At 63.7% G+C, this 22,568-nt stretch carries 18 protein-coding genes; 6 read left to right on the top strand and 12 right to left on the bottom strand.

What is annotated here, in order from left to right; translation table 11 throughout:
* Positions 1 to 24 precede the first annotated feature (24 nt).
* Positions 25 to 726, top strand: coding sequence for a transcriptional repressor LexA (gene lexA, locus Q1A71_RS01740; RefSeq protein ID WP_299671058.1), 702 nt, complete (start codon positions 25 to 27; stop codon positions 724 to 726).
* Here the strand turns inward: lexA and Q1A71_RS01735 are convergent.
* On the bottom strand, positions 720 to 2,765 hold the full coding sequence (locus Q1A71_RS01735; RefSeq protein ID WP_299671057.1) for a ComEC/Rec2 family competence protein: 2,046 nt from the start codon (positions 2,763 to 2,765) through the stop codon (positions 720 to 722). The genes lexA and Q1A71_RS01735 overlap by 7 nt on opposite strands.
* An 89-nt stretch (positions 2,766 to 2,854) precedes the next feature.
* Here Q1A71_RS01735 and gltX point away from each other — a divergent pair, with 89 nt between their 5' ends.
* The 3 genes from gltX to Q1A71_RS01720 all read left to right on the top strand — a co-directional run bounded on the left by gltX (position 2,855) and on the right by Q1A71_RS01720 (position 6,223).
* A complete protein-coding gene (gene gltX, locus Q1A71_RS01730) occupies positions 2,855 to 4,264 on the top strand; it encodes a glutamate--tRNA ligase (RefSeq protein ID WP_299671055.1) in 1,410 nt (469 codons plus the stop codon).
* An 87-nt stretch (positions 4,265 to 4,351) separates the two neighbouring features.
* Positions 4,352 to 5,647, top strand: coding sequence for a citrate synthase (gene gltA / locus Q1A71_RS01725; protein WP_299671053.1), 1,296 nt, complete (start codon positions 4,352 to 4,354; stop codon positions 5,645 to 5,647).
* A 270-nt stretch (positions 5,648 to 5,917) separates the two neighbouring features.
* A complete protein-coding gene (locus Q1A71_RS01720) occupies positions 5,918 to 6,223 on the top strand; it encodes a hypothetical protein (protein ID WP_299671051.1) in 306 nt (101 codons plus the stop codon).
* A gap of 4 nt (positions 6,224 to 6,227) precedes the next feature.
* Here the strand turns inward: Q1A71_RS01720 and Q1A71_RS01715 are convergent, their stop codons facing one another.
* The 10 genes from Q1A71_RS01715 to Q1A71_RS01670 form a co-directional block, all read right to left on the bottom strand.
* The gene (locus tag Q1A71_RS01715; RefSeq protein WP_299671049.1) at positions 6,228 to 7,004 is read right to left on the bottom strand and encodes an enoyl-CoA hydratase-related protein; all 777 of its coding nucleotides are present in this window, start codon (positions 7,002 to 7,004) and stop codon (positions 6,228 to 6,230) included.
* A gap of 70 nt (positions 7,005 to 7,074) precedes the next feature.
* A complete protein-coding gene (locus Q1A71_RS01710) occupies positions 7,075 to 7,527 on the bottom strand; it encodes a cytochrome c-type biogenesis protein (protein WP_299671046.1) in 453 nt (150 codons plus the stop codon).
* The gene (locus Q1A71_RS01705; RefSeq protein WP_299671044.1) at positions 7,524 to 9,491 is read right to left on the bottom strand and encodes a heme lyase CcmF/NrfE family subunit; all 1,968 of its coding nucleotides are present in this window, start codon (positions 9,489 to 9,491) and stop codon (positions 7,524 to 7,526) included. The genes Q1A71_RS01710 and Q1A71_RS01705 overlap by 4 nt, the downstream gene beginning before the upstream one ends.
* A gap of 59 nt (positions 9,492 to 9,550) precedes the next feature.
* Entirely contained in the window at positions 9,551 to 10,135 is a 585-nt protein-coding gene (locus Q1A71_RS01700) for a holin family protein (RefSeq protein ID WP_299671042.1), read from the bottom strand.
* Positions 10,126 to 10,737, bottom strand: coding sequence for a holin-associated N-acetylmuramidase (locus Q1A71_RS01695; protein WP_299671040.1), 612 nt, complete (start codon positions 10,735 to 10,737; stop codon positions 10,126 to 10,128). Before Q1A71_RS01695 ends, Q1A71_RS01700 begins: the two co-directional genes overlap by 10 nt.
* 80 nt (positions 10,738 to 10,817) lie before the next feature.
* Positions 10,818 to 11,261 (bottom strand): cytochrome c maturation protein CcmE, encoded by a 444-nt coding sequence (ccmE, locus tag Q1A71_RS01690; protein ID WP_299671038.1) that lies wholly within the window; start codon positions 11,259 to 11,261, stop codon positions 10,818 to 10,820.
* A 6-nt stretch (positions 11,262 to 11,267) separates the two neighbouring features.
* A complete protein-coding gene (argC, locus tag Q1A71_RS01685) occupies positions 11,268 to 12,296 on the bottom strand; it encodes an N-acetyl-gamma-glutamyl-phosphate reductase (protein ID WP_299671036.1) in 1,029 nt (342 codons plus the stop codon).
* Positions 12,297 to 12,328: 32 nt separating this feature from the next.
* Positions 12,329 to 13,138 carry an aspartate/glutamate racemase family protein gene (locus Q1A71_RS01680; RefSeq protein ID WP_299671034.1) on the bottom strand — a complete coding sequence of 270 codons (810 nt, stop codon included), beginning with the start codon at positions 13,136 to 13,138 and terminating at the stop codon, positions 12,329 to 12,331.
* A 27-nt stretch (positions 13,139 to 13,165) separates the two neighbouring features.
* Entirely contained in the window at positions 13,166 to 14,041 is an 876-nt protein-coding gene (locus tag Q1A71_RS01675) for a lysophospholipid acyltransferase family protein (RefSeq protein WP_299671032.1), read from the bottom strand.
* An 83-nt stretch (positions 14,042 to 14,124) separates the two neighbouring features.
* Complete coding sequence (locus Q1A71_RS01670; RefSeq protein WP_299671030.1) at positions 14,125 to 17,544, bottom strand: indolepyruvate ferredoxin oxidoreductase family protein; 3,420 nt, start codon at positions 17,542 to 17,544, stop codon at positions 14,125 to 14,127.
* A gap of 170 nt (positions 17,545 to 17,714) precedes the next feature.
* Between Q1A71_RS01670 and Q1A71_RS01665 the strand changes: the two genes are divergently transcribed.
* Positions 17,715 to 18,620 carry a LysR family transcriptional regulator gene (locus Q1A71_RS01665; protein ID WP_299671028.1) on the top strand — a complete coding sequence of 302 codons (906 nt, stop codon included), beginning with the start codon at positions 17,715 to 17,717 and terminating at the stop codon, positions 18,618 to 18,620.
* A 281-nt stretch (positions 18,621 to 18,901) separates the two neighbouring features.
* Positions 18,902 to 21,061, top strand: coding sequence for a phosphoribosylformylglycinamidine synthase subunit PurL (gene purL, locus Q1A71_RS01660; RefSeq protein WP_299671026.1), 2,160 nt, complete (start codon positions 18,902 to 18,904; stop codon positions 21,059 to 21,061).
* A gap of 236 nt (positions 21,062 to 21,297) precedes the next feature.
* Here the strand turns inward: purL and Q1A71_RS01655 are convergent, their stop codons facing one another.
* The gene (locus tag Q1A71_RS01655; protein WP_299671024.1) at positions 21,298 to 22,560 is read right to left on the bottom strand and encodes a VWA domain-containing protein; all 1,263 of its coding nucleotides are present in this window, start codon (positions 22,558 to 22,560) and stop codon (positions 21,298 to 21,300) included.
* Between the last annotated feature and the right edge of the window lie 8 nt (positions 22,561 to 22,568).

The raw sequence follows: 22,568 nt of genomic DNA, 5'->3' as shown, positions 1-22,568 counted from the left end.
CTACAGGCGTCGGAGGACCAAGAGATGCTCACCAAGAAGCAGTTGGATTTGCTGGATTTCATTCACAAGCGCCTGCAGCGCGATGGTGTCCCGCCGAGTTTTGACGAAATGAAAGAGGCGCTGGATCTGCGCTCCAAATCGGGCATCCACCGCCTGATCACGGCATTGGAGGAGCGTGGCTTCATCCGGCGCCTCGCGCACCGGGCCCGCGCGATTGAAATCGTGAAGCTGCCCGAAAGTCTCGGCGGCGAGCCGACCACTGGCTTTTCTCCACGTGTGATCGAAGGCAACAAGCCCGACGCGCCGATGCCGGCCAATGCGCAGCCGGTCAGCACGGCCTTCGCGACGGAACTGCCGGTCATGGGCCGGATTGCCGCCGGTGTCCCCATCGAGGCAATCAACCAGCACTCGCACAGCGTGGCGGTGCCGGGGCAGATGCTCTCGGGCTCGGGCGAACACTATGCGCTGGAGGTGCGTGGCGACTCTATGGTCGATGCAGGTATCAATGATGGCGATGTGGTCGTGATCCGCGAAACCAATGTGGCCGACAATGGCGATATCGTCGTGGCGCTGGTCGAGGATCATGAGGCCACGCTCAAACGCTATATCCGCAAGGGCAGCGCCATCGCGCTGGAAGCGGCGAACCCGGCTTATGAAACCCGGATCTTCAACGAAGATCAGGTGAAGGTGCAGGGCAAGCTCGTCGGGCTGATCCGGACCTACTGACGCTGCGCCTGCCGGTACCACGGGGTCCAGAGCCGGTCGCCGGTGCGATCGCGTGTGGAGACCAGATGCACCGCCCCCTGCCGTTCGTGAATGGCCACAGCGCCCATGCGTTCCAACCGGTCGGGATCCAGCAGGATGCAGTCGGCCGCACCCGAGGGCAGCGGTTGATTGGCGACAATGATCTGACCGGCACGGCATCCGACAAAGGAAGAGACGGCCTTTTTCCCGGAGAGATGCGTGAGCTGCACGCCGCCCGGGAGCGCAGCGCTCCGCGTCTCTGGCCAACGCGCGGCGGCGGTGGGCTGGTCCGTCATCTCGCCGTCGTTTTCCAGCCAGTTGCGCGCGATAAAGCCCGCCCCCCGCGCTTTGCTGAGCGCGCGGCCCTCCGCTGTCATCACCCCCACCAGCGTGCCGTTTTCCGCGATCAGGCCCACAGGCCGATCCGCTATGACCCAGAGCCAGAACGCCGCCAGCACCGGAACAACCCCGACAAGTCGCGTCCGGCCCTGCCACAAGCACAGCCAGAGGAACCCCAGCGCGATCATTGGCAGCACCGCGACGCCCGGCCCGTGCACGAACGACCGCGCCCCATCAAGACCCGCCACGAAGCTGCCCACTTCCAGGATCCAGCGTAGGCCCACACCCATGATCCACAGACCAATCCAATCCAGGCCGAGGGGCGCCAGGATCAGCGCAAGCACCGCGGCAGGGATCACGACGGTGCCCATCATCGGGACCGATGTGAGGTTCGCAATCAGCCCATAATGCGAGATCGCGTTGAAATGGGCCGCGCCGATGGGAGAGGTGGCCAGCCCCGCAACGCCGGATGAGATCAGCACCGCCACCACCGGCTTGGCCCAGTTCGGCCCCATGCCAATCCGGTGATCCCGCATATAGCCGAAGACGGCGACCAGCGCGGTGGTCGCGGCAAAGGACATCTGGAAGCCGGGGCCCAGCAACGCCTCCGGACGCAGCAGCAGGACGATCACCGCCGCAATCGCCACCGCCCGCAACGAGATCGCACGGCGATTCAGCAGGACCGCTGTGAGCGCCACGGCCACCATAATGAAGGCCCGCTCGGTCGCCACATTGCCACCCGACAAGGCGAGATACCCGGAGGCCACAATCAACGCACCGCCCGCAGCAACCTTGCGCCCCGGAACACGCAATGCCAGAGGCGGGATCAATGCGATGCTCACGCGCAGCAGGGCAAAGACAAACCCGGTCAGCAAGCCCATATGCAGCCCAGAGATGGCCAGCAAATGCGCAAGGTTGCTGGCCCGCAGATCGTCCAGCGCCTCCTGACTGATGGCGGAGCGTGCCCCCGTGGTCACGGCCACCGCAAAGCCCCCCACATCGCCCGGCAGCACCTCCAGCATCCGGGCGCCGATGGCCATGCGGATCCGAAAGATCGCAAGCTCCCATCGGTCCTCCTCCGCCGGGGCAATGGCCAGCAGCGGCACACGCGAATAGCCCACACCGCCCAACTGGCCGAACCAGGCGTGGCGCTGGAAATCAAACCCGCCGGGCTCCACCGGCCCACCGGGCGGCGAGATATGCGCCGTCGTCATCACCCGCAGCCCGGGCGCGGGGGCCACGCTGAAACTCTGATCCCCATGCAGCGAAATCCGCACCCGCTCGGGCGTGCGATGCGGCGGCACGCGCTCCAGCACCACCTGATCTAGCGTCACCCGCAGCGCATCGGAACTGCTGCGGTCGAGATTGACGACGCGGCCTTCGACGGGCCCGTAATAGCGCCAGCTCATCACCGGGCTCGCCACATCATGGGCGCGGTGCGCCGCCAGCAGAAAACCCGACGCCACGATCACGACCGCGATTATCAGCGGACGAAACGCCTCTCCCAGCCAGCGCGCGCAAAAAAGCAAGCCGATGGCAGCCCCTGCCACGGCCCACAACTGCGTTTCCGAAGGTTCGAACCGCAACAGAAAATAGACGCCGATGCCAATAGCCATGCACACCGGCACCCATTCAAAGAGCGACCCGCGCTGCTCCAACAGAATGGAGCGCAAGCGTCTCACCTGGCACCTCCTTGCCCCCGTTCCCCGCACTGGATAGACAGGCGGTCTAGGTCTAGGCCCGTCATGGTTACGGAAAGGTAAACACGCGCATGTCTGCTCCCGTCGTCACCCGTTTTGCCCCCTCGCCCACGGGCTTTCTGCACATCGGCGGGGCACGCACGGCGCTGTTCAACTGGCTTTACGCGCGCGGACGTGGTGGCCGCTTCCTGCTGCGCATCGAGGACACCGACCGCGCGCGCTCGACCCCGGAAGCGACCGAAGCCATCCTGCAAGGCATGGCCTGGTTGGGGCTTGATCATGACGGCGACATCGTCAGCCAATTCGAAAACGCCCCCCGCCATGCGGCGGTGGCCCAAGAGCTGCTCGCTGCAGGCAAGGCCTACAAGTGCTTTGCCACGCAAGAGGAGATCACCGCCTTCCGCGACGCGGCGCGCGCGGCGGGCAAAAGCACGCTCTACCGCTCGCCCTGGCGCGATGCGGACCCGAGCACCCACCCCGATGCGCCTTATGTCATCCGCATCAAGGCCCCACAGTCGGGCGAGACCGTGATCCGCGACCAGGTGCAGGGCGATGTCACCATCCGCAACGACCAGCTGGACGACATGGTTCTGTTACGTTCCGATGGCACGCCCGTCTATATGCTGGCGGTTGTTGTCGATGACCACGACATGGGCGTGAGCCATGTGATCCGGGGGGATGACCACCTCAACAACGCCGCACGGCAGATGATGATCTATGAGGCCATGGGCTGGGAGGTGCCCGTCTGGGCGCATATCCCGCTGATCCACGGGCCCGATGGCAAGAAGCTGAGCAAGCGGCACGGGGCGCTTGGCGCCCAGGAATATCAGGTGATGGGCTATCCGGCGGCGGGCATGCGCAACTACCTCGCCCGGTTGGGGTGGAGCCATGGCGACGACGAATTCTTCACCGACGCCCAAGCGCGGGAGTGGTTCGATCTGGATGGCATCGGCAAGAGCCCGGCGCGGTTCGATCTGAAGAAGCTCGAGAATCTCTCGGGCCAGCATATCGCGCAATCCGATGATGCCGCACTGCAGCGCGAAATCATTGATTATCTGGCCGCCGCTGGTCTGCCTGACCTGACAAATGCGCAGCAAACGGGGCTGGCCGCCGCGATGCCTCATGTGAAAGAGCGCGCGAAGACCCTGCCGGAACTCCTTGAAAAAGCGCACTTTGTGCTCGCCTCTCGCCCGATACAGCCGGACGAGAAGGCGGCCAAGGCGCTCGACTCGGTATCCCGTGGTATACTGAGAGAATTGACGCCGCAGCTGCAAACTGATAGCTGGAGCAGAGAACATCTGGAGGACCTCCTGAACCGTTTCGCGGAAAGCAAAGAGACCAAGTTTGGGAAACTGGCTGGCCCGCTGCGGGCTGCGCTCGCCGGGCGGGCGGTCACACCTTCGGTATTCGACATGATGCTGGTTCTGGGCCAAGATGAAACCCTCGCCCGATTGACGGATGCAGCTGAGGACGCGGGGTGAGCCCACGCGCAAACCATCGGTCTGACGCGCCTTGCGTCAAGCGCCGGACGGCGGGTGCGCCCGCAAGCAAGACAGGAAGGACCTCTGATGGCTGAAAGCACAAAATCCGCAACGCTGAGCATTGACGGGAACGATTATGAGTTGCCGATCTTCTCCCCCACCGCGGGTCCGGACGTGGTCGACATCCGCAAGCTCTACGGCCAGGCCGGGGTCTTCACCTATGACCCGGGCTTCACCTCGACGGCCAGCTGCGACAGCACCATCACCTTCATTGATGGCGACAAGGGCGAGCTGTTGCACCGAGGCTATCCCATCGACCAGCTGGCGAGCATGTCGCATTACCTCGAGGTTTGCTATCTGCTGCTTTACGGCGAGCTGCCCTCCGCCGCGCAGCTCGAAAAATTCGAGCTGAACATCACCCATCACACCATGCTGCACGAGCAGATGGTGAACTTCTTCCGCGGGTTCCGGCGCGACGCGCACCCGATGGCGATCATGGTCGGCGTGGTTGGTGCGATGTCCGCCTTCTATCACGACAGCACCGACATCACCGACGAGCGCCAGCGCGAGATCGCAAGCCACCGCCTGATCGCCAAGATGCCGACGATTGCCGCCTGGGCCTACAAATATTCCATCGGCCAGCCCTTCGTCTATCCGCGCAACGATCTGGACTATGCGTCGAACTTCCTGCGCATGTGCTTCTCCGTCCCGGCCGAGGAGTATGAGGTCAACCCGATCCTCTCCCGCGCGATGGACCGCATCTTTACGCTGCATGCAGACCACGAACAGAACGCCTCCACGTCCACGGTCCGACTGGCCTCGTCGTCCGGCGCCAACCCCTTCGCCTGCATCGCCGCGGGCATTGCCTGCCTCTGGGGCCCCGCCCACGGTGGCGCCAACCAGGCCTGTCTGGAGATGCTCAAGGAGATCGGCACCGTGGACCGGATCCCCGAGTTCATCGCGCGCGCCAAGGACAAGAACGACAGCTACCGCCTGATGGGTTTCGGCCACCGGGTCTACAAGAACTTCGACCCCCGCGCGACCGTGATGAAGCAATCCGCGGACGAGGTCCTCGACCTTCTGGGCGTCGAGGACAACCCGCTGTTGCAGGTCGCGATGGAGCTGGAGAAACAGGCGCTCGAAGACCCTTACTTCGCCGAGAAGAAGCTGTTCCCGAACGTGGATTTCTACTCGGGCATCATCCTCGAGGCGATGGGCTTCCCCACCTCGATGTTCACGCCCATCTTCGCGCTCAGCAGGACGGTGGGCTGGATCTCGCAGTGGAAAGAGATGATCGCCGATCCGCAGAACAAGATCGGCCGCCCGCGCCAGCTCTACCTCGGCGATACGGCGCGCGACTATGTGGACATCGAGAACCGGTAAGCCCCCGGCCCCGCGCCCCAAAAACCGGGGCGCGACCGTCCCGAATCGCGAGCCACAAAGGGGCCGTACTGTCGCCAACCCGCCCGGCGACAGCGGTCAGATCTGTCTCATTGTTTCGCAGCCCGGCATAATGAGCCCAATTTCTTGACGCGTTTCTCCGCACCGCCTTAGCTGAAAGCCTCGGGCGCGCGCAGATCGTCGATGCTCCCGCTCTCATCACATCCCGTCCGGGCCGCGCCCGGATCGGATCAGACATCGCGTGGGGCGCATATGGCACGTCAGATCGGCGGTTTTTGGGACGACAGCAGAACGTGCGCTGCGCGGCTGCCCGTGGCCCGGATGTCCTGCCGCGGGCCCGAAGGCGCCCTCATCCCCGATGCCTGCGCGGAGGATGACACTATTGCCGTTGTGTATGATCACGGCGCGGCACCCCCTAAGATCACCATCACCGCTGTGTCCGAGGGCATCCAGACCGTACATGCCGACGGGGTCGCGGTGGCCATCGTGGCCTGCGCCGGCGGCCCGAAACTCACCGAAAATGACGTCCTGCTGGTGGAACGCTTCGTGACCGCCTGAGGCCTCAGCGCCCTTCGAATTCAGCGGGCCGCTTTTCGGTGAAGGCCAGCACACCTTCCTTGAAATCGCGCGACTTACCGCACTGCCCCTGCTGTTTGGCCTCCAGCGTCAGCTGCTCCTCCATGGAGTTGTCCCAGCTGCCGCGGATCACCTTCTTGATCGCCGCATAGGCCGCCGTGGGGCCCTGCGCCAGATGCGCCGCGCGTGCCTGCCAATGGGCCTCGAACTCCGCATCCGGCACCGCTTCCCAGATCATGCCCCAGTCGTCCGCCTGCCGTGCGGTGATCTTGTCGGCAAAAAGCGCGGCCCCCATCGCCTTGGCCGTGCCCATGGTGCGCGGCAGCACATAGGTGCCGCCGGCGTCGGGGATGAGACCAATGCGCGCAAAAGCCTGCAGGAAATAGGCGCTCTCCGCCGCAATCACAACATCCGCCGCCAGCGCGAGGTTCGCCCCCGCCCCCGCTGCCGGGCCGTTCACCGCGGCAATTGTCGGCACCGGGCATTCCACAATCGCGTGCAGCATCGGCTGGTACTCATCGCGCAGCGTGCGTTCCAGATCGAGGTTCGCGGCACTCACCCGGTCACCCAGATCCTGCCCCGAGCAGAACGCCTTACCCGCGCCGGTGATCACGACGACCCGCGCCGTCTTTCCGGCTTCGGAGACCGCATAGGCGATTTCGGCCCGCATCTGCGTGCTGAGCGCGTTCATCTTCTCGGGCCGGTTCAGAGTGATGGTGGCCACGCCGTCGTGCAGCGTGACCATGAGCGTGTGATATTCCATGAAGCGTCCCTTTCCGCGTGTCTTGTCCCGTCATATCAAACTGACCGGTTCAGAAAAGGGAAACTCGGCGTCAGTCCTTCAGGATTTCCTTGAGCCGCGCGGCCTCGGCCTCCGAAAGGGCCGCCTCCTGCGGCGCGACCGACCGCGACCGACCGCGCAAGTAGCCATAGCCCAGCCCCATCGCCAGCAGCAGCATCGCAGGCCCCGCCGCCCAGAGCAGCCAGGTGGAGCCGCTGGCGCGCGGCGACATCAGCACGAACTCGCCATAGCGCGCCACGAAGAAATCCATCACCGCGTCATCGCTGGCACCATCGGCAATCAGCTCGCGCACGGTGCGGCGGGCGTCTTCGGCCCAGTTGGCATTGGAGGAAGCCACCGATTCCGACTGGCAGACTACGCAGCGCAACTCGTGATCCAGCGCCCGCGCGCGGGCCTCCAGCGCCGGATCGTCCAGCATCTCGGACGGGTCCAGCGCCCAGAGCGGGCTGGCCAGAAACAGCAGGATGAGCGCCAGCCGCTTCATTCCGCAGGCACCGCCTGATGCGATGTCTTGCGGGCGCCTGCTGCCACGCGGAAACGCCGGTCCGACAGGCTCAGCAGCCCGCCGAGCGCCATAAGCCCTGACCCGATCCAGATCCAGTTGGTGAAGGGCTTGATGTAGGTGCGCACCGCCCAGCCGCCGTCGGCCTGCCGATCCCCGATCACCACATAGACGTCGCGCGCGAGGTCATAATCGATCGCGGCCTCCGTCGTCGGCATCTGCGCCACCGGATAGACCCGCTTCTCGGGCCGCAGCTGCGCGATCTCGCGCCCATCCTGCGAAAGCGTGATGTACCCCATCGTCGAGATGAAATTCGGGCCTTCCTTATTCACCACATCATCCAGCGTGATGGTATAGCCACCCACCTCATACGGCTCGCCGAATTGCGCAACGCGGATGTCTTCCTGCTGCCAGGCCATCAACCCGCAGACACCCATGATCGTGACGCCGAGCCCGCTGTGCGCGACCATCTTGCCCCAATCGGCGCGCGGCAGGCGCATCAGCCGTCCCACCCGCCCGGACCCGCGGCCCGTGCGCTGCGCAAAATCGACCAGCGTGCCCATGATCACCCAAGCTGCGAGAAAGAGGCCAATCGGCCCCAGCAGGCTGCGCCCGGTCTGCATGGCATAAGCCAGCCCGCCAATCGCAATGGCCAGCACAAAGACATAGCGCAGCGGCCGCATCGCCCGCACGATCCGCGCCCGTTTCCAGGGCATCGCCGAGCCGATGGGCAGGATCAGCCCCAGCGCCAGCATGAAGGGCGAAAACGCCATGTTGAAGAAGGGCGGGCCGACACTGAGACGGCGGTCAAAGAACATCTCGGCCACCAATGGCCACATGGTGCCCACGAAGACGACAAAGCAGCTGACCGCGAGCAGCAGGTTGTTCGCGACCAATGCGCTCTCCCGGCTGACAATGCCGAAGACGCCCTTGGCTTCCATTGCGCTGGCCCGCAGCGCGAAGAGGATGAGCGCGCCACCCATAAAGAAGCCCATGATCATCAGGATGAAGACGCCGCGCTCCGGATCATTCGCAAACGCATGCACGGAGGTCAGCAGCCCCGAGCGCACGATGAACGTGCCAATGAGCGAAAAGCCGAAGGCAAGGATGGCGAGCAGGATCGTCCAGCTCTTCAGCGCCTCGCGCTTCTCCACCACGATGGCGGAATGCAGCAGCGCTGCGGCCAGCAACCATGGCATAAACGACGCGTTCTCCACCGGGTCCCAGAACCAGAAGCCACCCCAGCCGAGCTCGTAATAGGCCCACCAGGACCCCAGCGCGATGCCGATGGTCAGGAACACCCAGGCCGCCAGCGTCCAGGGCCGCACCCAGCGCCCCCAGGCCGCATCCACGCGCCCTTCGATCAGCGCCGCAACCGCAAAGCTGAACGCCATGCTCAGGCCCACGTAGCCGAGATAGAGAAACGGCGGATGGAAGGCGAGGCCAGGGTCCTGCAAGAGCGGGTTGAGATCCTGCCCATCAAAGGGCGGCACCGCCAACCTTAAGAACGGATTGGACGTGAATAGAATGAAAGCGAAAAAAGCCACGCCGATGGCCGCCTGTACCGCCAACACCCGCGCCCGCAAGGTCGGCGGCAGGTTGCCCCCGAACCACGCGGCCATCGCCCCAAAGAGCGTCACAATCAGCACCCAGAGCAGCATGGAGCCCTCGTGGTTCCCCCAGGTCCCGCTGATCTTGTAGATCATCGGCTTGGCAGAATGGCTGTTCAGCGTCACCAGCCGCAGGCTGAAATCCGAGATGATGAAGGCATACATCAGCGCCGCAAAGGAGAACGCCGTCAGCAGGAACTGTGCCGAGGCCGCAGGCTCCGCCACCGCCATCCAGGCCGGCCACCGTTTGTGCGCACCGATCAACGACACAATGGTCTGAACAATCGCCACGAGGAAGGCGAGGATGAGCGCGAAATGTCCGAATTCTGTGATCATACACCGCAGTATAAGCTGCGGCACTGGCGCGTCCAATGACAAACGCGCCAGTCAGCGGTTCACTTTGTCGCGGTCTTCTGCGCCTTCCACTCCTGAAGCGCGCCGTTGTCGTCCGGCGCCACCGACAGCGTGGAAAGCTGAGCGTCATGACCCGCATCCGCCACCCCCGGGGACGTCGCCTTCAACGCCCCCAGCGCGGAGATGTTGTCAACGACCTGCGGCGCGAAAGACATGGTCTTCGCAATCGACTTCTGGAACTGCTGGCTTTTCACCTGATGGCGTGCGCCGAAGTAGAAGGACACGATCACCCCCAGCAACCACCACAGCGGCTCGGGCACCAAGGCGATCCCCTGCATGCGGGCGGCGAACCACACCGGGTCGATCATGGCTGCCAGAAACAGCCCCAGTGTCCCCAGCGCCAGCGCCGGGCGCGGGACCCGGTTGACGCCATCCATCATCCGGTCAAACCAGCCCTGCCGCGCCTGTTCGAACTCCTTGCCGAACTGCGCCATGGCCCCCAGACGCAGCTGCTGTGCCCGCGCAGCGCCTTCCTCGGTATTTTCACGAAACACTTCAGCTGTCTGCGCGATCACATTGCGATCATTGCCAAAAATGATGTTGAGAAGTCCTGATATCAAGCCCATGCCGCAACCCTCTGCCGAAACTGCTCCCGTGAAAGGTGATAGCGCGGCGAGATGAACTCCTCGGCGCGCTTAATCCAGCCGCCCTTGCCGCCAGCGCGGGTCCGCGCGTACTTTCGGCTTGCCTTGCGGCGGTCTGCAATACGGAAATAATAGTTGCGGCGGGCGATCCCGTAAGCATCCGCCAAAAACTCCGGAGCCTCAAGATAGGCCGCCTGTGCCGCGGCTATGCTCTGCGGCCCCAGGATGCCATCGACGGCGATCTTATGCCCCATCTCGCGCAACAGCCGCTGCAAGATCTTCACCGCATTGCTGCCGGCGTTGACATACATATCGAAGACGGTGGCATGCAACACCTGCGGCAAGAGCGCGATCAGCGGCTTCTCGAAATAGTGTTTCTCAAAGATTTCAATGGCATGCTCCTTTGTCAGAGCCCGTACATCTGAGATGGTGACCGCCCCATCGCGGTCAAGGTCGATCCCAAGCGCCCGCATCGTGTGTATCGTGACACCGTATTTTGTTGCACCACCCGGATCATCCGGGTCGTTCACGAAGCCCCCCTCCCGTGCCACGATCTCCGTAGCGATCTCTCTGACCGTCTGCATGCCTGTCCCCTTTGTCCAGCCGTCGTGGCCGGGAAAATGGACAAGGAATGGTTAATTCAGACTGAGGAGAGCGTACGGTCTCAGCTGTCGGACGGTTTGTAGACGCCCTGTTCCTTCAACGCGTCGACCACCTCGGCAGGCATGTAGGTCTCATCATGTTTTGCAAGAATTTCAGAAGCTTCAAAGACGCCGTTAATGTAACGTCCCGTGCCGACCATGCCCTGGTTCTCTTCAAACAGATCCGGCAGAACGCCAGTGTAGGTCACCGGCACCACCGCCCCGCCATCGGTCACGCTGAAGCGGATGGTCTCGCCCTGACCGCGCACGATCGAGCCTTCCTCCACCAGCCCGCCGATACGAAATACCTCCGTCGGCTCCGGCGGTTCAGCCAGGATCTGGCTCGGCGCGCGGAAGAAATTGATCCCGTCGCGCATCGCATAGCCGATCAGCGCCGTCGACAACACCAAGGCCACCGCCGCCACGGCGATGACCTGTATCCGGCGCTGTTTCTTCAGGCTTTTCATCTGGCCTCACGGAAAAACGGGGGCAATCATGAGCCCCGCAGTCTCTTCAATATCTAACATCAGGTTGGCGTTTTGCAACGCTTGGCCACTGCTACCTTTTGTCAGATTATCAAGAGCCCCGATGAGGAGTGTCCGCCCCGGCAACCGGTCAGCCACCACCCCGATGTGGCAAAAATTCGAGCCCCGCACATGCCGCGTGCTGGGCGTCTCGCCGAAGGGCAATACCTCGATAAAGACCTCCCCGGCATAAGCCGCGCGCAGGGACTCATGCACCGCCTCGGCATCTCCCTTGACATAGCCGGTGGCCAGGATACCCCGGTTCGCTGGAACCAAATGCGGTGTGAACTGTATTTTGATATCTCGCCCTGCCAGGGCACTGAATTCCTGATCGAATTCACCGAGGTGCCGGTGGGTGCCGCCCACCGCATAGCCGTGATATCCCTCGGAGAGCTCTGCGTGCAGCAGGTTTTCCTTGAGACTGCGCCCGGCCCCCGAGACGGCGCATTTCAGATCGAGGATGATCTCATCCAGATCAATCACGCCTGCGGAAATCAGCGGCCGCAGCATGTATTGCCCCGTCGCCGCGTTACAGCCGGTGCCGGCCACCAACCGGGCCTGCGCGATCTCGGCGCGGTAGAACTCGGTGAGCCCATAGACGGCCTCTTCCTGCTGCGCCACCGCCGCATGCGGATTGCCATACCAATGCTGATAGGCCTCCGGGTCGCGCAGCCGGAAGTCCGCGCTCAGATCGACGATCTTCAGATCGCTCGGCAGGCGCGCAATCACCTCCTGGCTGGTTTTGTGCGGCAGGGCACAAAAGCACAGATCGATGTTTGCAAAGTCGATCTGATCTATTTGCAAAAGTGTCGGCAGCTGCAAATGGCGCAGATGCGGGAACACCTGTGCGATGCTCTGCCCCGCCTTGGAATTGGCCCCAAGGGCGGCGATTTTCAGGTCTGGGTGGCCGGCGATCAGCCGGATCAACTCGGCTCCGGTGTAACCGGAGGCGCCGAGAATGGCGATGGAATAGGTCATGACGTGTCCGTCTAGAAGAAGTTGGAAAAAGCTCAGGCAGATTGAAAGGTGATCTGTCGTCGCAAGAACTGCGTCGCCCGGTCGCTGACACGGCGCGGATCACCCGTGGTCAGGAAATCGCGCGCGCCCGTGCCTCGCATATCGGGGTGCCGGTCGAGGTAATCGGCGAGACTGTCCGCCACCAGCGAGGCCTGGCTGAAGACGCGCACATTCTCTCCCAAGGCATTCTGAAAGCTCGTTTGCATCAGCGGGTAATGCGTGCAGCCGAGGATCGCCGCATCCGGCTCCGGCATCTTGCGCTGCAGCGCCTCCACATGGCTGCGCACCAGCGCTTCGGCCAGGATCATATCGCCATCCTCGATGGCATCGACAACGCCGCCGCAGGCCTGCGCCTCCACATCGACACCGATCGCGCGAAACGCCAACTCGCGCTGAAACGCCCGGCTCGCCACCGTCGCAGGCGTTGCAAAGAGCGCCACATGCTTGACGTCCACCTCGCGCGGGGGAGAGTTGTCACCCCACTGCCGCTCGGTCAGCGCTTCGATCAGCGGCACGAACACGCCCAGCACCCGCTTGTCCGCAGGCACCCAGCTTTCCTGCATCCGCCGCAGCGCCGCCGCCGAGGCCGTATTGCACGCCAGAATCACCAGGTTGCAGCCCGCCTCGAAGAGCCGCGTGACCGCCGTGCAGGTGAGATCGAAGATGTCATCCGCCGTTCGCACGCCATAAGGCGCATGCGCACTGTCGGCCAGATACACAAACGGCACCTCGGGCAGCCGCGCTTCCGCAGCCTGCAGGACGGTCAACCCGCCCAATCCGCTGTCAAAAATCCCAACCGCCATTGCCTGGTGCCTCTGCCGGGCACCCGCTCAGGACCGGTGCCGTTCCTCGAATTCATACCCCAGATCAAACCGCTTCTCCGGGTGTGTTGACAGCTCATACGTTGCTTTTCGGAGGAAATCCATCATCGCTTTGCTGTCTTTTGCCAGCGGGTCGAGCGCGGCGCGGCCAATCGGCTGGCCCACAGCGATGCGCACCGGCGTATCGACGCGCTTTTTGAACTCCTTGATCAGCAGCCCCATGCGCAGGGTCGAATGCATGTGGCTGGCGATCTGAAACAGCCGACTGGTGTGCCCGTCGAAGTAAATCGGCAGCACCTGCGCCCGCGATTTCGCGATCATCCGCGCGGTGAAGCTGCGCCATCCGGGATCCATCGGATGCGAGAACGGCCGCGCTGCCGTGCTGACCGTACCGCCGGGAAAGATGCCAATGGCACCGCCGTCGCTCAGATACTCCAGCGCCGTTTTCCGCGTCGCGATGTTCAGCGCCAGCGCCTGCTTTGTTTCGTCAAAGCTGATCGGCAGGATAAACCGGTTCAGATCCTGCGCCTTGCGAAACACCGAATTCGCCAGAATCCGGAACTCGCCCCGGGTCTGCGCCAGAATATGCCCCATCATCAGACCATCGAGAATGCCATACGGGTGGTTCGCGATCAGGATCAGCGGGCCCTCCTTGGGGATGCTCTCCAGCGATCCGGCGACCACCTCCAGCGAGAGCCCATAGCGCTCGACCATGACATCGAAGAACCCGCGGCCCGCCGCAACCTCATCCTCGTAGCCCCGCGCGCGCTGGATCAGACGCAAACGCCCCGTGCTGTTCTCCATCACTCGGATCAGCGCGCGCCCGCCCTTGGACTGCGCCGAATAGGAATAGCTGATATCCCGCGTGATATTGGCGCGTCCCATGCTCGGGGTGTCCTCTGGCCGTTGCGGCGCAACTTTAGCTTTGGCAACGGACTATGCCCAGAGAATATGTCAGATCTGTAAAGCTACTCGGCGGCCTGTGCGGTTTCGGTCCCACCGGCGCGGATCACGGCCAGCAGCTCCTCCCGGCGCTTGGCGGCCTTGGCTTCGTTCTGCTGCTTGACCGGCCCGAACCCGCGAATGTCGAGCGGCAGGGCCGCAAGTGCCACAATCGCGGGTCGCGTGGCGTCATTCAGCCGTCCGAGCACCTCTGTCATGTCGCGCTCATATTGCTTGATCAGCGCCCGCTCCATGCGCCGCTCCGCGGTGTAGCCGAAGGGGTCGAACGGTGTGCCGCGCAACAGCTTCAGCCGCGCCAGCATCCGCAGCGGCCGCTCGAGCGAGGGCCCGAAGGTCCGCTTCATCGGGCGCCCGTCCGGCCCCGTCTTCGACAGCATGGGCGGCGCCAGATGGAAGGTCATCTTGAAGTCGCCATCGAACTCCGCCGCCGCCTTTTCGCGGCTGGTCAGAAGCAAGCGCGCAACCTCATATTCATCCTTGTAGGACAGGAGCTTATGATAGCCTTTTAAAGTCGCTTCCCGCACCTCTTTGTCGGTAATCTGCTCCAGGAATTTTTGGTAGCGCTTGGCCAGCCGCGCGCCCTGATAGGCGGTCAGATGCTCCGCGCGGAAGGCAATCTGCTCGTCCATCGTCTTCGGCAGCTGAATCACCTTCGGCTGCACCAGCGCTTCCGCGTCCGCCGGGTGCAGCACCGCCCAGCGTCCGATCTCAAAGGCCCGCAGGTTTCGCTCCACCGCAGCACCATTCAGCCGGATCGCGTCCGAAATCGCCTCCAGCGACAAGGGCACCAAGCCGCGTTGCCAGGCCGCGCCAAAGATCATCATGTTCGAAAAGATCGAGTCGCCCAGCGTCGCCTTGGCCAGTTCCGACGCGTCAAACAGATCGACCCGCTCCTGCAGCCGCGCCTCCAGCGCCAGCGCCAGCCGCTCGCTCGGCAGTTGAAACTCGGTGTCGCGGGTGAAATCGCCGGTGATGATCTCGTGGCTGTTGACCACAGCCCCGGTCCGTCCGGCCCGCGTCAGCCCCAGCGTCTTCGCTCCGGCCGAGACCACCAGATCGCCACCGATCAGCGCATCGGCTTCTCCGGTCGCCACACGGATCGCACTGATATCGCTCGGATTTTCGGCCAATCGGCAATGAATATGCACCGCACCGCCCTTCTGGGCGAGCCCGGCCATCTCCATCATGCCAGCCCCCTTGCCGTCGATATGCGCCGCCTGGGCCATCACGGCACCGATGGTCACGACGCCCGTGCCGCCAACCCCCGTGATTACCACATTCCAGGTTCCCTGGATGCGGGGCAGCTCAGGCTCCGGCAGGTCCGGCAGAGACAGCTCGGTCGTCGCCTCTTTGCGCATCTGCGCGCCTTCCAGCGTCACAAACGACGGGCAGAATCCTTTCAAACAGCTGAAATCCTTGTTGCAGGAGGATTGATCAATCGCCCGCTTGCGCCCCAGTTCCGTCTCCTTCGGCACGATCGACACGCAATTCGACTGTACGCCACAATCACCACAGCCTTCACAGACATCCGAGTTGATGAACACCCGCTTGTCCGGATCGGGGAACAGCCCGCGCTTGCGCCGCCGCCGCTTCTCTGCCGCGCAGGTCTGGATATAGACGATGGCAGAGACGCCCGACAACTTTGCAAACTTCTCCTGAACAGTTTGCAAATTTGCGCGCTCATGCAACTCGACGCCCGAAAACGCTTTCAGGTCAACGTCTTCTTTCTCATCATAGACCACCGCGATATGTGGCACCCCCATCGCCTGCAGCTCTTTCACAATGCGTGGCGCATCGAGGTCACCCTCATTCTGCTGGCCGCCGGTCATCGCGACGGCATCGTTGTAAAGGATCTTGTAGGTGATGTTCGTCCCTGCGTTCAGCGCCGCACGGATCGCCTGCACGCCCGAGTGGTTGTAGGTGCCGTCGCCCAGGTTCTGAAACACGTGATCGCGGGTCGAAAACGGCGCCTCGCCGATCCAGTTCGCGCCCTCGCCGCCCATATGGGTGAAGCCGGTGGTCTCCCGATCCATCCACTGCACCATGTAATGACAGCCGATGCCTGCATAGGCGCGCGACCCTTCGGGCAGCTTGGTGGACGAGTTATGCGGACAGCCCGAGCAGAAATAGGGCAGCCGGGCCGCGATATCCTCTGCATTGTCATTGCGCCGCGCGTCTTCCAGCAGCTGGAGACCGGCGCGCACCCCGTCGGTCTCGCGGCCCTCCTCGATCAGGATGCCGCCCAGCTTCTCGGCGATCATGATCGGATCGAGCGCCCCGCGCGTGGGGAACAGCTCCTCCCCATGCATCGAGCCCGCGCCACCGCCCTTGTGCCACCCATAGACCCGCCGCCCACGCCGGTCGTCAAAGATGGCCTCCTTGATCTGCACTTCGATCAGCTTGCGCTTTTCCTCCACCACCACGATCAGGTCGAGCCCCTCGGCCCAGTCGTGAAAGCCCTTCATATCCAGCGGGAAGGTCTGCCCCACCTTGTACGTGGTAATGCCAAGCCGCTCCGCCTCACCCGCGTCGATGTTGAGCAGCGTCAGCGCATGCTCCAGGTCCAGCCAGTTCTTGCCCGCGGCAACCAGCCCGATCTTGGCGCCCGCCTTCCCCCACACCCTTTGGTCCATTCCATTCGCATGGGAAAACGCCTCGGCCGCAAAGCGTTTGTGGTCGATCATCCGCGCCTCCTGCGCGTGCGGCGTGTCGATCAGCCGGATGTTCAAACCGCCTTCGGGCATGTCAAACGCAGGCACCACAAACCCGGCGCGGGACAAATCGGCATCGACAACCGAGGTCGCCTCCACCGTGTCTTTCATCGTCTTCAGGCCCACCCAAAGCCCGGAAAACCGAGACAAGGCAAAGCCATAAAGCCCGTAGTCGAGGATTTCCTGCACGCCTGCCGGGCTCACCACCGGCATATAGGCATCGACCATCGCCCATTCGGATTGGTGCAGCACGGTGGAGCTCTCGCCCGTATGGTCATCGCCCATCGCCATCAGCACGCCGCCATGGGCCGACGAGCCCGCCATATTCGCGTGCCGCATCACATCACCGGACCGGTCCACCCCCGGCCCCTTGCCGTACCAGAGCCCGAAGACACCGTCGAATTTGCCCTCACCGCGCAACTCAGCCTGCTGGCTGCCCCAGAGCGCGGTCGCGGCCAGATCTTCGTTCAGCCCCGCCTGAAAGGTGATGTCCTGCTCGCGGAGCCGTTTCTCAGCCCGCTGCATCTGCAGGTCCACCGCGCCCAGCGGCGAGCCGCGATAACCCGTTACCAGCCCCGCGGTGTTCAGCCCCGCCGCTCGGTCACGCGCCTTCTGCATCAGCATCAGCCGGACCAGCGCCTGCGTGCCGTTCAGCAGCACCGGGCTTTTCTCCAGATCGTAACGGTCGTTCAGCGAAATCTTCTGAGTGCTCATTGGTCGCCTCCCCAGCTTCCTAGATTTGCACAGATTTGACCCAATAATAGGTCACAAAAGCTGACCTGCATAGGGAATTTTTGCCTTTTCGGCGTGATCGGTGCCGCCTTGCCTGTATTTCGAAACAATATGTCGCTAGGGAAGGCGCGAAGGTTGGTACAGGGTGTTTCATGGATTGGGATAAGCTTCGAATATTTCACGCGGTGGCCGATGCGGGCTCGCTCACCCATGCCGGTGACAAGCTCAATTTGTCACAATCCGCCGTGAGCCGACAGGTGCGCGGGCTGGAAGAGATGCTCAACACCACGCTCTTTCACCGCCACGCGCGCGGGCTCATCCTGACCGAACAGGGCGAGCTTCTGTTCGACGCCACCTCCGCGATGAGCAAGCGGCTCGACACCGCCTCCGCGCGCATCCGCGACAGCGAGGAGGAGGTCTTTGGCGAGCTGCGCGTGACCACCACCACCGGTTTCGGCACGCTCTGGCTGGCCCCGCGCCTGCCCAAGCTTTACGAGCAATACCCGGACCTTAAGGTCGACCTGATGCTCGAAGAACGCGTGCTCGACCTGCCCATGCGCGAGGCCGATGTCGCCATCCGCATGAAGGAGCCGAGCCAGGCCGATCTCATCCGCAAGAAACTGATGATGATCCGCATGTGCCTCTTTGCGACGCCCGATTACCTGGCGGAGTACGGCACCCCCAACGAAATCGAAGAGATCGAAAGCCACCGCCTGATCTGCCAGAACACCAACAGCGACCAGGTCGGCGCGGGCCGCAACCTCGTGCAGCACCTGATGACCTATGACATTCGCTCCACGCTCACCGTCAACAACTACTTCGGCGTGCTGCAGGGCGTGCTGAACAACCTCGGCATCGGCGTGCTGCCCGACTACGTGACCGAGGATTTTCCCGACCTCGTGCGCGTGATCCCGGATGTTGAGTCGGCCGATGTGCCCGTCTTCCTCGCCTACCCGGAAGAGCTGCGTCATTCTCAGCGGGTCGCCGCCTTCAAGGACTTCGTGCAGGAGGAGATCATCGCCTACCGCAAACAGCTGAGAGAAAAGCAGAAAATTTGACCAAACGGTCAGCCATGCAAAAACCGCATATCAGACATGCTGAAACAATTCTGAATCAGCCTTGATCGTGTGCAGACTGCCTCTTATTTGAACTCATGAAGGAGCGGATGCACTGCATCTGCCTTCATACCTCCCTGTTGGACTTGGCCGAGCTTCGTGCTCGGCCTTTTTTTTGCAGGCCCGCGCGGACGCATCCGGCCTGCATGGCCTTTGCCCTTTTCCCCGCCCCGCCCTTCCTCTAAAGACACCCGCAACATCTGCCACGGGGGGCGTTTTGCGCGATGACTGAACCTGCCATCACACCGGATCTGATCGCAAGCCACGGGCTCAGCCCCGACGAATACGACCGCATTCTCGAGATCGTAGGCCGCGAGCCCAGCTTCACCGAGCTTGGCATTTTCTCGGCGATGTGGAACGAGCATTGCTCGTACAAATCCTCCAAGAAATGGCTGCGCACCCTGCCCACGACCGGCCCCCAGGTCATCTGCGGCCCCGGCGAGAACGCGGGCGTCGTGGACATCGGCGACGGTCAGGCCGTGGTCTTCAAGATGGAAAGCCACAACCACCCCAGCTATATCGAACCCTACCAGGGTGCGGCCACCGGCGTCGGCGGCATCCTGCGCGATGTCTTCACCATGGGCGCACGGCCAATTGCGGCAATGAACAGCCTCAGCTTTGGCGCGCCCTCCCACCCCAAAACTCGGCAGTTGGTGAACGGCGTGGTGGAAGGCATCGGCGGCTATGGCAATGCCTTCGGCGTGCCAACGGTGGGCGGTGAAGTCCGCTTCGACCCGGCCTACAACGGCAACTGCCTCGTGAACGCCTTCGCCGCCGGGCTCGCGGATGCCGACAAGATCTTCTACTCTGCCGCCTCCGGTGTCGGCATGCCCGTGGTCTATTTGGGCGCCAAAACGGGCCGCGATGGTGTCGGCGGCGCCACCATGGCGTCGGCTGAGTTCGACGACAGCATCGAGGAAAAGCGCCCCACCGTGCAGGTCGGCGACCCCTTCACCGAGAAACGCCTGATGGAAGCCACCCTCGAACTGATGCAGACCGGTGCCGTGATCTCCATCCAGGACATGGGCGCTGCGGGCCTCACCTGCTCCGCGGTCGAGATGGGCGACAAGGGCGGCCTCGGCGTGCGGCTCGACCTCGAAAACGTGCCCGTGCGCGAAGAGGCCATGACCGCCTACGAGATGATGCTGTCGGAATCCCAGGAGCGCATGCTCATGGTCCTGCGCCCCGAACTGGAAGCCGAAGCGAAAGCCGTCTTCGACAAATGGGACCTCGATTTCGCCATCGTCGGCGAAACCATCGCGGAAGACCGCTTCCTGATCATGCTGGACGGCGAGGTGAAGGCCGACCTGCCGCTGTCGAAACTCGCCTCCACTGCCCCCGAATACGACCGCCCGTGGGAAGAGACGCCCAGCCCGACCCCACTCACCGACGTGCCGCAGGTCGACCCTATCGCGGGCCTGAAATCCCTGCTCTCCAGCCCCAATTACGCCTCCAAGCACTGGGTCTACGAGCAATACGACACGATGGTCATGGCCGACACTGTGCGTACGCCCGGCCTGGGCGCGGGCATCATCCGCGTGCACGGCACCGACAAGGCGCTCGCCTTCACCTCTGATGTGACCCCGCGCTACGTGCAAGCCAATCCGGTCGAAGGCGGCAAACAGGCGGTGGCCGAGGCCTATCGCAATCTCACCGCCGTGGGGGCCACACCGCTCGCCACCACCGACAACATGAACTTCGGCAACCCCGAAAAACCCCGCATCATGGGGCAATTCGTGGGCGCCATCAAAGGCATCGGCGAAGCCGTCGCCGCCCTCCACATGCCCATCGTCTCAGGCAATGTCTCGCTCTACAACGAGACCGATGGCGCGGCGATCCTGCCCACCCCGACCATTGGTGCCGTCGGCCTGATCGCCCATACCGACGACGTCATCAGCATGGACGTCCGCGCCGGCCACCTGGCCCTGCTCCTGGGCGAAACCAAAGGCCACCTCGGCCAATCCGCTCTGCTCGCCGAGCATCTGGGCCGCAGCGATGGCGATGCCCCCACAGTCGATCTCGCGCAGGAGAAAGCCCACGGCGACTTCATCCGCGCCAACCGCGCAAAAATCGCCGCCTGCACCGACCTCTCCGACGGCGGCCTCGCGCTGGCCGCCTTCGAGCTGGCCGAGGCTGCGGGCCTCGGCGTCACGCTCGACACCGATGACACCGCCCAACTCTTCGCCGAAGATCAGGCCCGCTACCTGATCGTCGCCACGCCAGAGCAGGCCGCAGAACTCACGACAGCCGCCACCAAGGCGGGCGTCCCTCTCACCCAAGTCGGCAGTTTCGGTGGCGACACGCTCACCTTCGGCACGCAAAGCGCCCCGCTCGCGGAGCTCTCCGTCCTGTACCACCAGAGCTTCGCCAAAGCCGTTGCCTGACCTCTGGTCCGGAGCCGCCCTCGCATGGGGCCGGTCGGACGGGGGCAAGGCGGGGCGGTCAAGCGGAATTGCGGAGGCTCCGCGCAGCGGAAACCGCCATTGCGCTTGACCGACGCGGCGCGCCCGTCAGGCAAGGACCCAAATGCGCGGGCGGCTCCGGACCCATCTGGGACGGTGAGCCCGAAGCGCCAAATAAAACATGAAATGCGCGCGCCAGCGCGCTCCGCTTCACAGTCCTAAGACACCAAAGCCCGCATCAGCCGCGCCTTCTCACCCATGTCGTCGGGCCGCGACAGCGACACCGCCAGATCCTCCAGCGAGGCAATCGAATGCCCGGCGCGAAAGCTGTCCACATGCGGCAGCATCGCCGCAATCCCGCGCGCTTTCGGCGCAAACCCCTCCCAGCGCAACAAGGGGTTCAACCAGATCAACCGGCGCGCCGAGAGATGCAACCGCTCCATCTGCCGTTCCAAAGCCTCCGGATCATCGCGATCCAGCCCATCGGTGATCAACAAAACCACCGCGCCCTGCCCCATCACCCGCCGCGACCAGTCGCGGTTGAACGCGGTCAGACAGTCGCCGATCCGCGTCCCACCCTCCCAGTCCTGCGCCTCGGCCCCGGCGGCAGCCAGCGCCGCATCCACGTCGCGATGCTTCAGATGCCGGGTGATGTTCGTCAGTCGGGTGCCAAAGGTGAAGGCATGCACCTTGGCCCAGCCTGCCCCCTTCGCATTGGCCACCGCATGCAAAAAATGCAGCACCACCCGCGAATACTGGCTCATGGACCCGGAAATATCACAGAGCACCACCAGGTTCGGCCAGCGCGGACGTGGCGCCCGGCGCGCGATCCGGTAAAGCTCGCCCCCCTGCCGCATCGCCCCGCGCAAGGTCCGCGCCGCATCGACCCGGCGCCCCAGCGGGTCCGCCTGTGCCCGGCGCGACAGGATCGGCGGCACCGGCAGGTTCAGCTTGGCCAGCATCCGCTTCGCCGCCGCCATTTCGCCCGTGCTCATCTGTTCGAAATCCAGGCTGCGCAGTCGCTCCTCGGAGGACATCGTCAGGCTCGCGTCGATCTCGATCTCCGTCTCGCCTGTGTCCTCCTCTGCGCCGTCGCCAAAATCCGGCGCCTCGGCGCCGTCAAGCAGCGCCTCCGCCGCCCGTTTCTCCGCCGACTGCGCGCGCCGATCCTCCTGCACGCCCCGCACCGCCGGGATCATGTAGGACATCATATGCTCCAGATACCGCGGATCGCGCCAGTAGAGCCGAAAGATCTGACCAAACACCAACCGATGCTCGGGCCGGTTCACGAAACAGGCATGCAGCGTCCAGTAGAAATCACGCTTGTCGGTAAACCCCGCCGCCTCCACCGCCCGGATCGCATCAATCACCCGCCCCGGCCCAATCGGCAGCCCGGCGCGCCGCAACGCGCGCGCAAAATGCGTGATATTACCAGCCAGCCGTGGGTTTTCCGGCAGCTCAAGCGGTGCGTATTCAGGCATCTGGTCCC

Source organism: uncultured Roseobacter sp. (genome assembly GCF_947493125.1).
Lineage (GTDB): Bacteria > Pseudomonadota > Alphaproteobacteria > Rhodobacterales > Rhodobacteraceae > Roseobacter.
This window is presented reverse-complemented; position numbering and strand designations above follow the sequence as displayed.

Excerpts from the sequence above, each read along its gene's own strand:
- argC (WP_299671036.1), bottom strand. The coding sequence starts at position 12,296 with ATGACCTATTCCATCGCCATTCTCGGCGCCTCCGGTTACACCGGAGCC.
- gltX (WP_299671055.1), top strand. The coding sequence starts at position 2,855 with ATGTCTGCTCCCGTCGTCACCCGTTTTGCCCCCTCGCCCACGGGCTTT.
- Q1A71_RS01680 (WP_299671034.1), bottom strand. The coding sequence starts at position 13,138 with ATGGCGGTTGGGATTTTTGACAGCGGATTGGGCGGGTTGACCGTCCTG.
- Q1A71_RS01655 (WP_299671024.1), bottom strand. The coding sequence starts at position 22,560 with ATGCCTGAATACGCACCGCTTGAGCTGCCGGAAAACCCACGGCTGGCT.
- Q1A71_RS01715 (WP_299671049.1), bottom strand. The coding sequence starts at position 7,004 with ATGGAATATCACACGCTCATGGTCACGCTGCACGACGGCGTGGCCACC.
- Q1A71_RS01700 (WP_299671042.1), bottom strand. The coding sequence starts at position 10,135 with ATGGGCTTGATATCAGGACTTCTCAACATCATTTTTGGCAATGATCGC.
- Q1A71_RS01675 (WP_299671032.1), bottom strand. The coding sequence starts at position 14,041 with ATGGGACGCGCCAATATCACGCGGGATATCAGCTATTCCTATTCGGCG.
- Q1A71_RS01665 (WP_299671028.1), top strand. The coding sequence starts at position 17,715 with ATGGATTGGGATAAGCTTCGAATATTTCACGCGGTGGCCGATGCGGGC.
- ccmE (WP_299671038.1), bottom strand. The coding sequence starts at position 11,261 with ATGAAAAGCCTGAAGAAACAGCGCCGGATACAGGTCATCGCCGTGGCG.
- Q1A71_RS01705 (WP_299671044.1), bottom strand. The coding sequence starts at position 9,491 with ATGATCACAGAATTCGGACATTTCGCGCTCATCCTCGCCTTCCTCGTG.
- gltA (WP_299671053.1), top strand. The coding sequence starts at position 4,352 with ATGGCTGAAAGCACAAAATCCGCAACGCTGAGCATTGACGGGAACGAT.
- Q1A71_RS01695 (WP_299671040.1), bottom strand. The coding sequence starts at position 10,737 with ATGCAGACGGTCAGAGAGATCGCTACGGAGATCGTGGCACGGGAGGGG.
- Q1A71_RS01710 (WP_299671046.1), bottom strand. The coding sequence starts at position 7,527 with ATGAAGCGGCTGGCGCTCATCCTGCTGTTTCTGGCCAGCCCGCTCTGG.
- lexA (WP_299671058.1), top strand. The coding sequence starts at position 25 with ATGCTCACCAAGAAGCAGTTGGATTTGCTGGATTTCATTCACAAGCGC.
- Q1A71_RS01670 (WP_299671030.1), bottom strand. The coding sequence starts at position 17,544 with ATGAGCACTCAGAAGATTTCGCTGAACGACCGTTACGATCTGGAGAAA.
- Q1A71_RS01720 (WP_299671051.1), top strand. The coding sequence starts at position 5,918 with ATGGCACGTCAGATCGGCGGTTTTTGGGACGACAGCAGAACGTGCGCT.
- purL (WP_299671026.1), top strand. The coding sequence starts at position 18,902 with ATGACTGAACCTGCCATCACACCGGATCTGATCGCAAGCCACGGGCTC.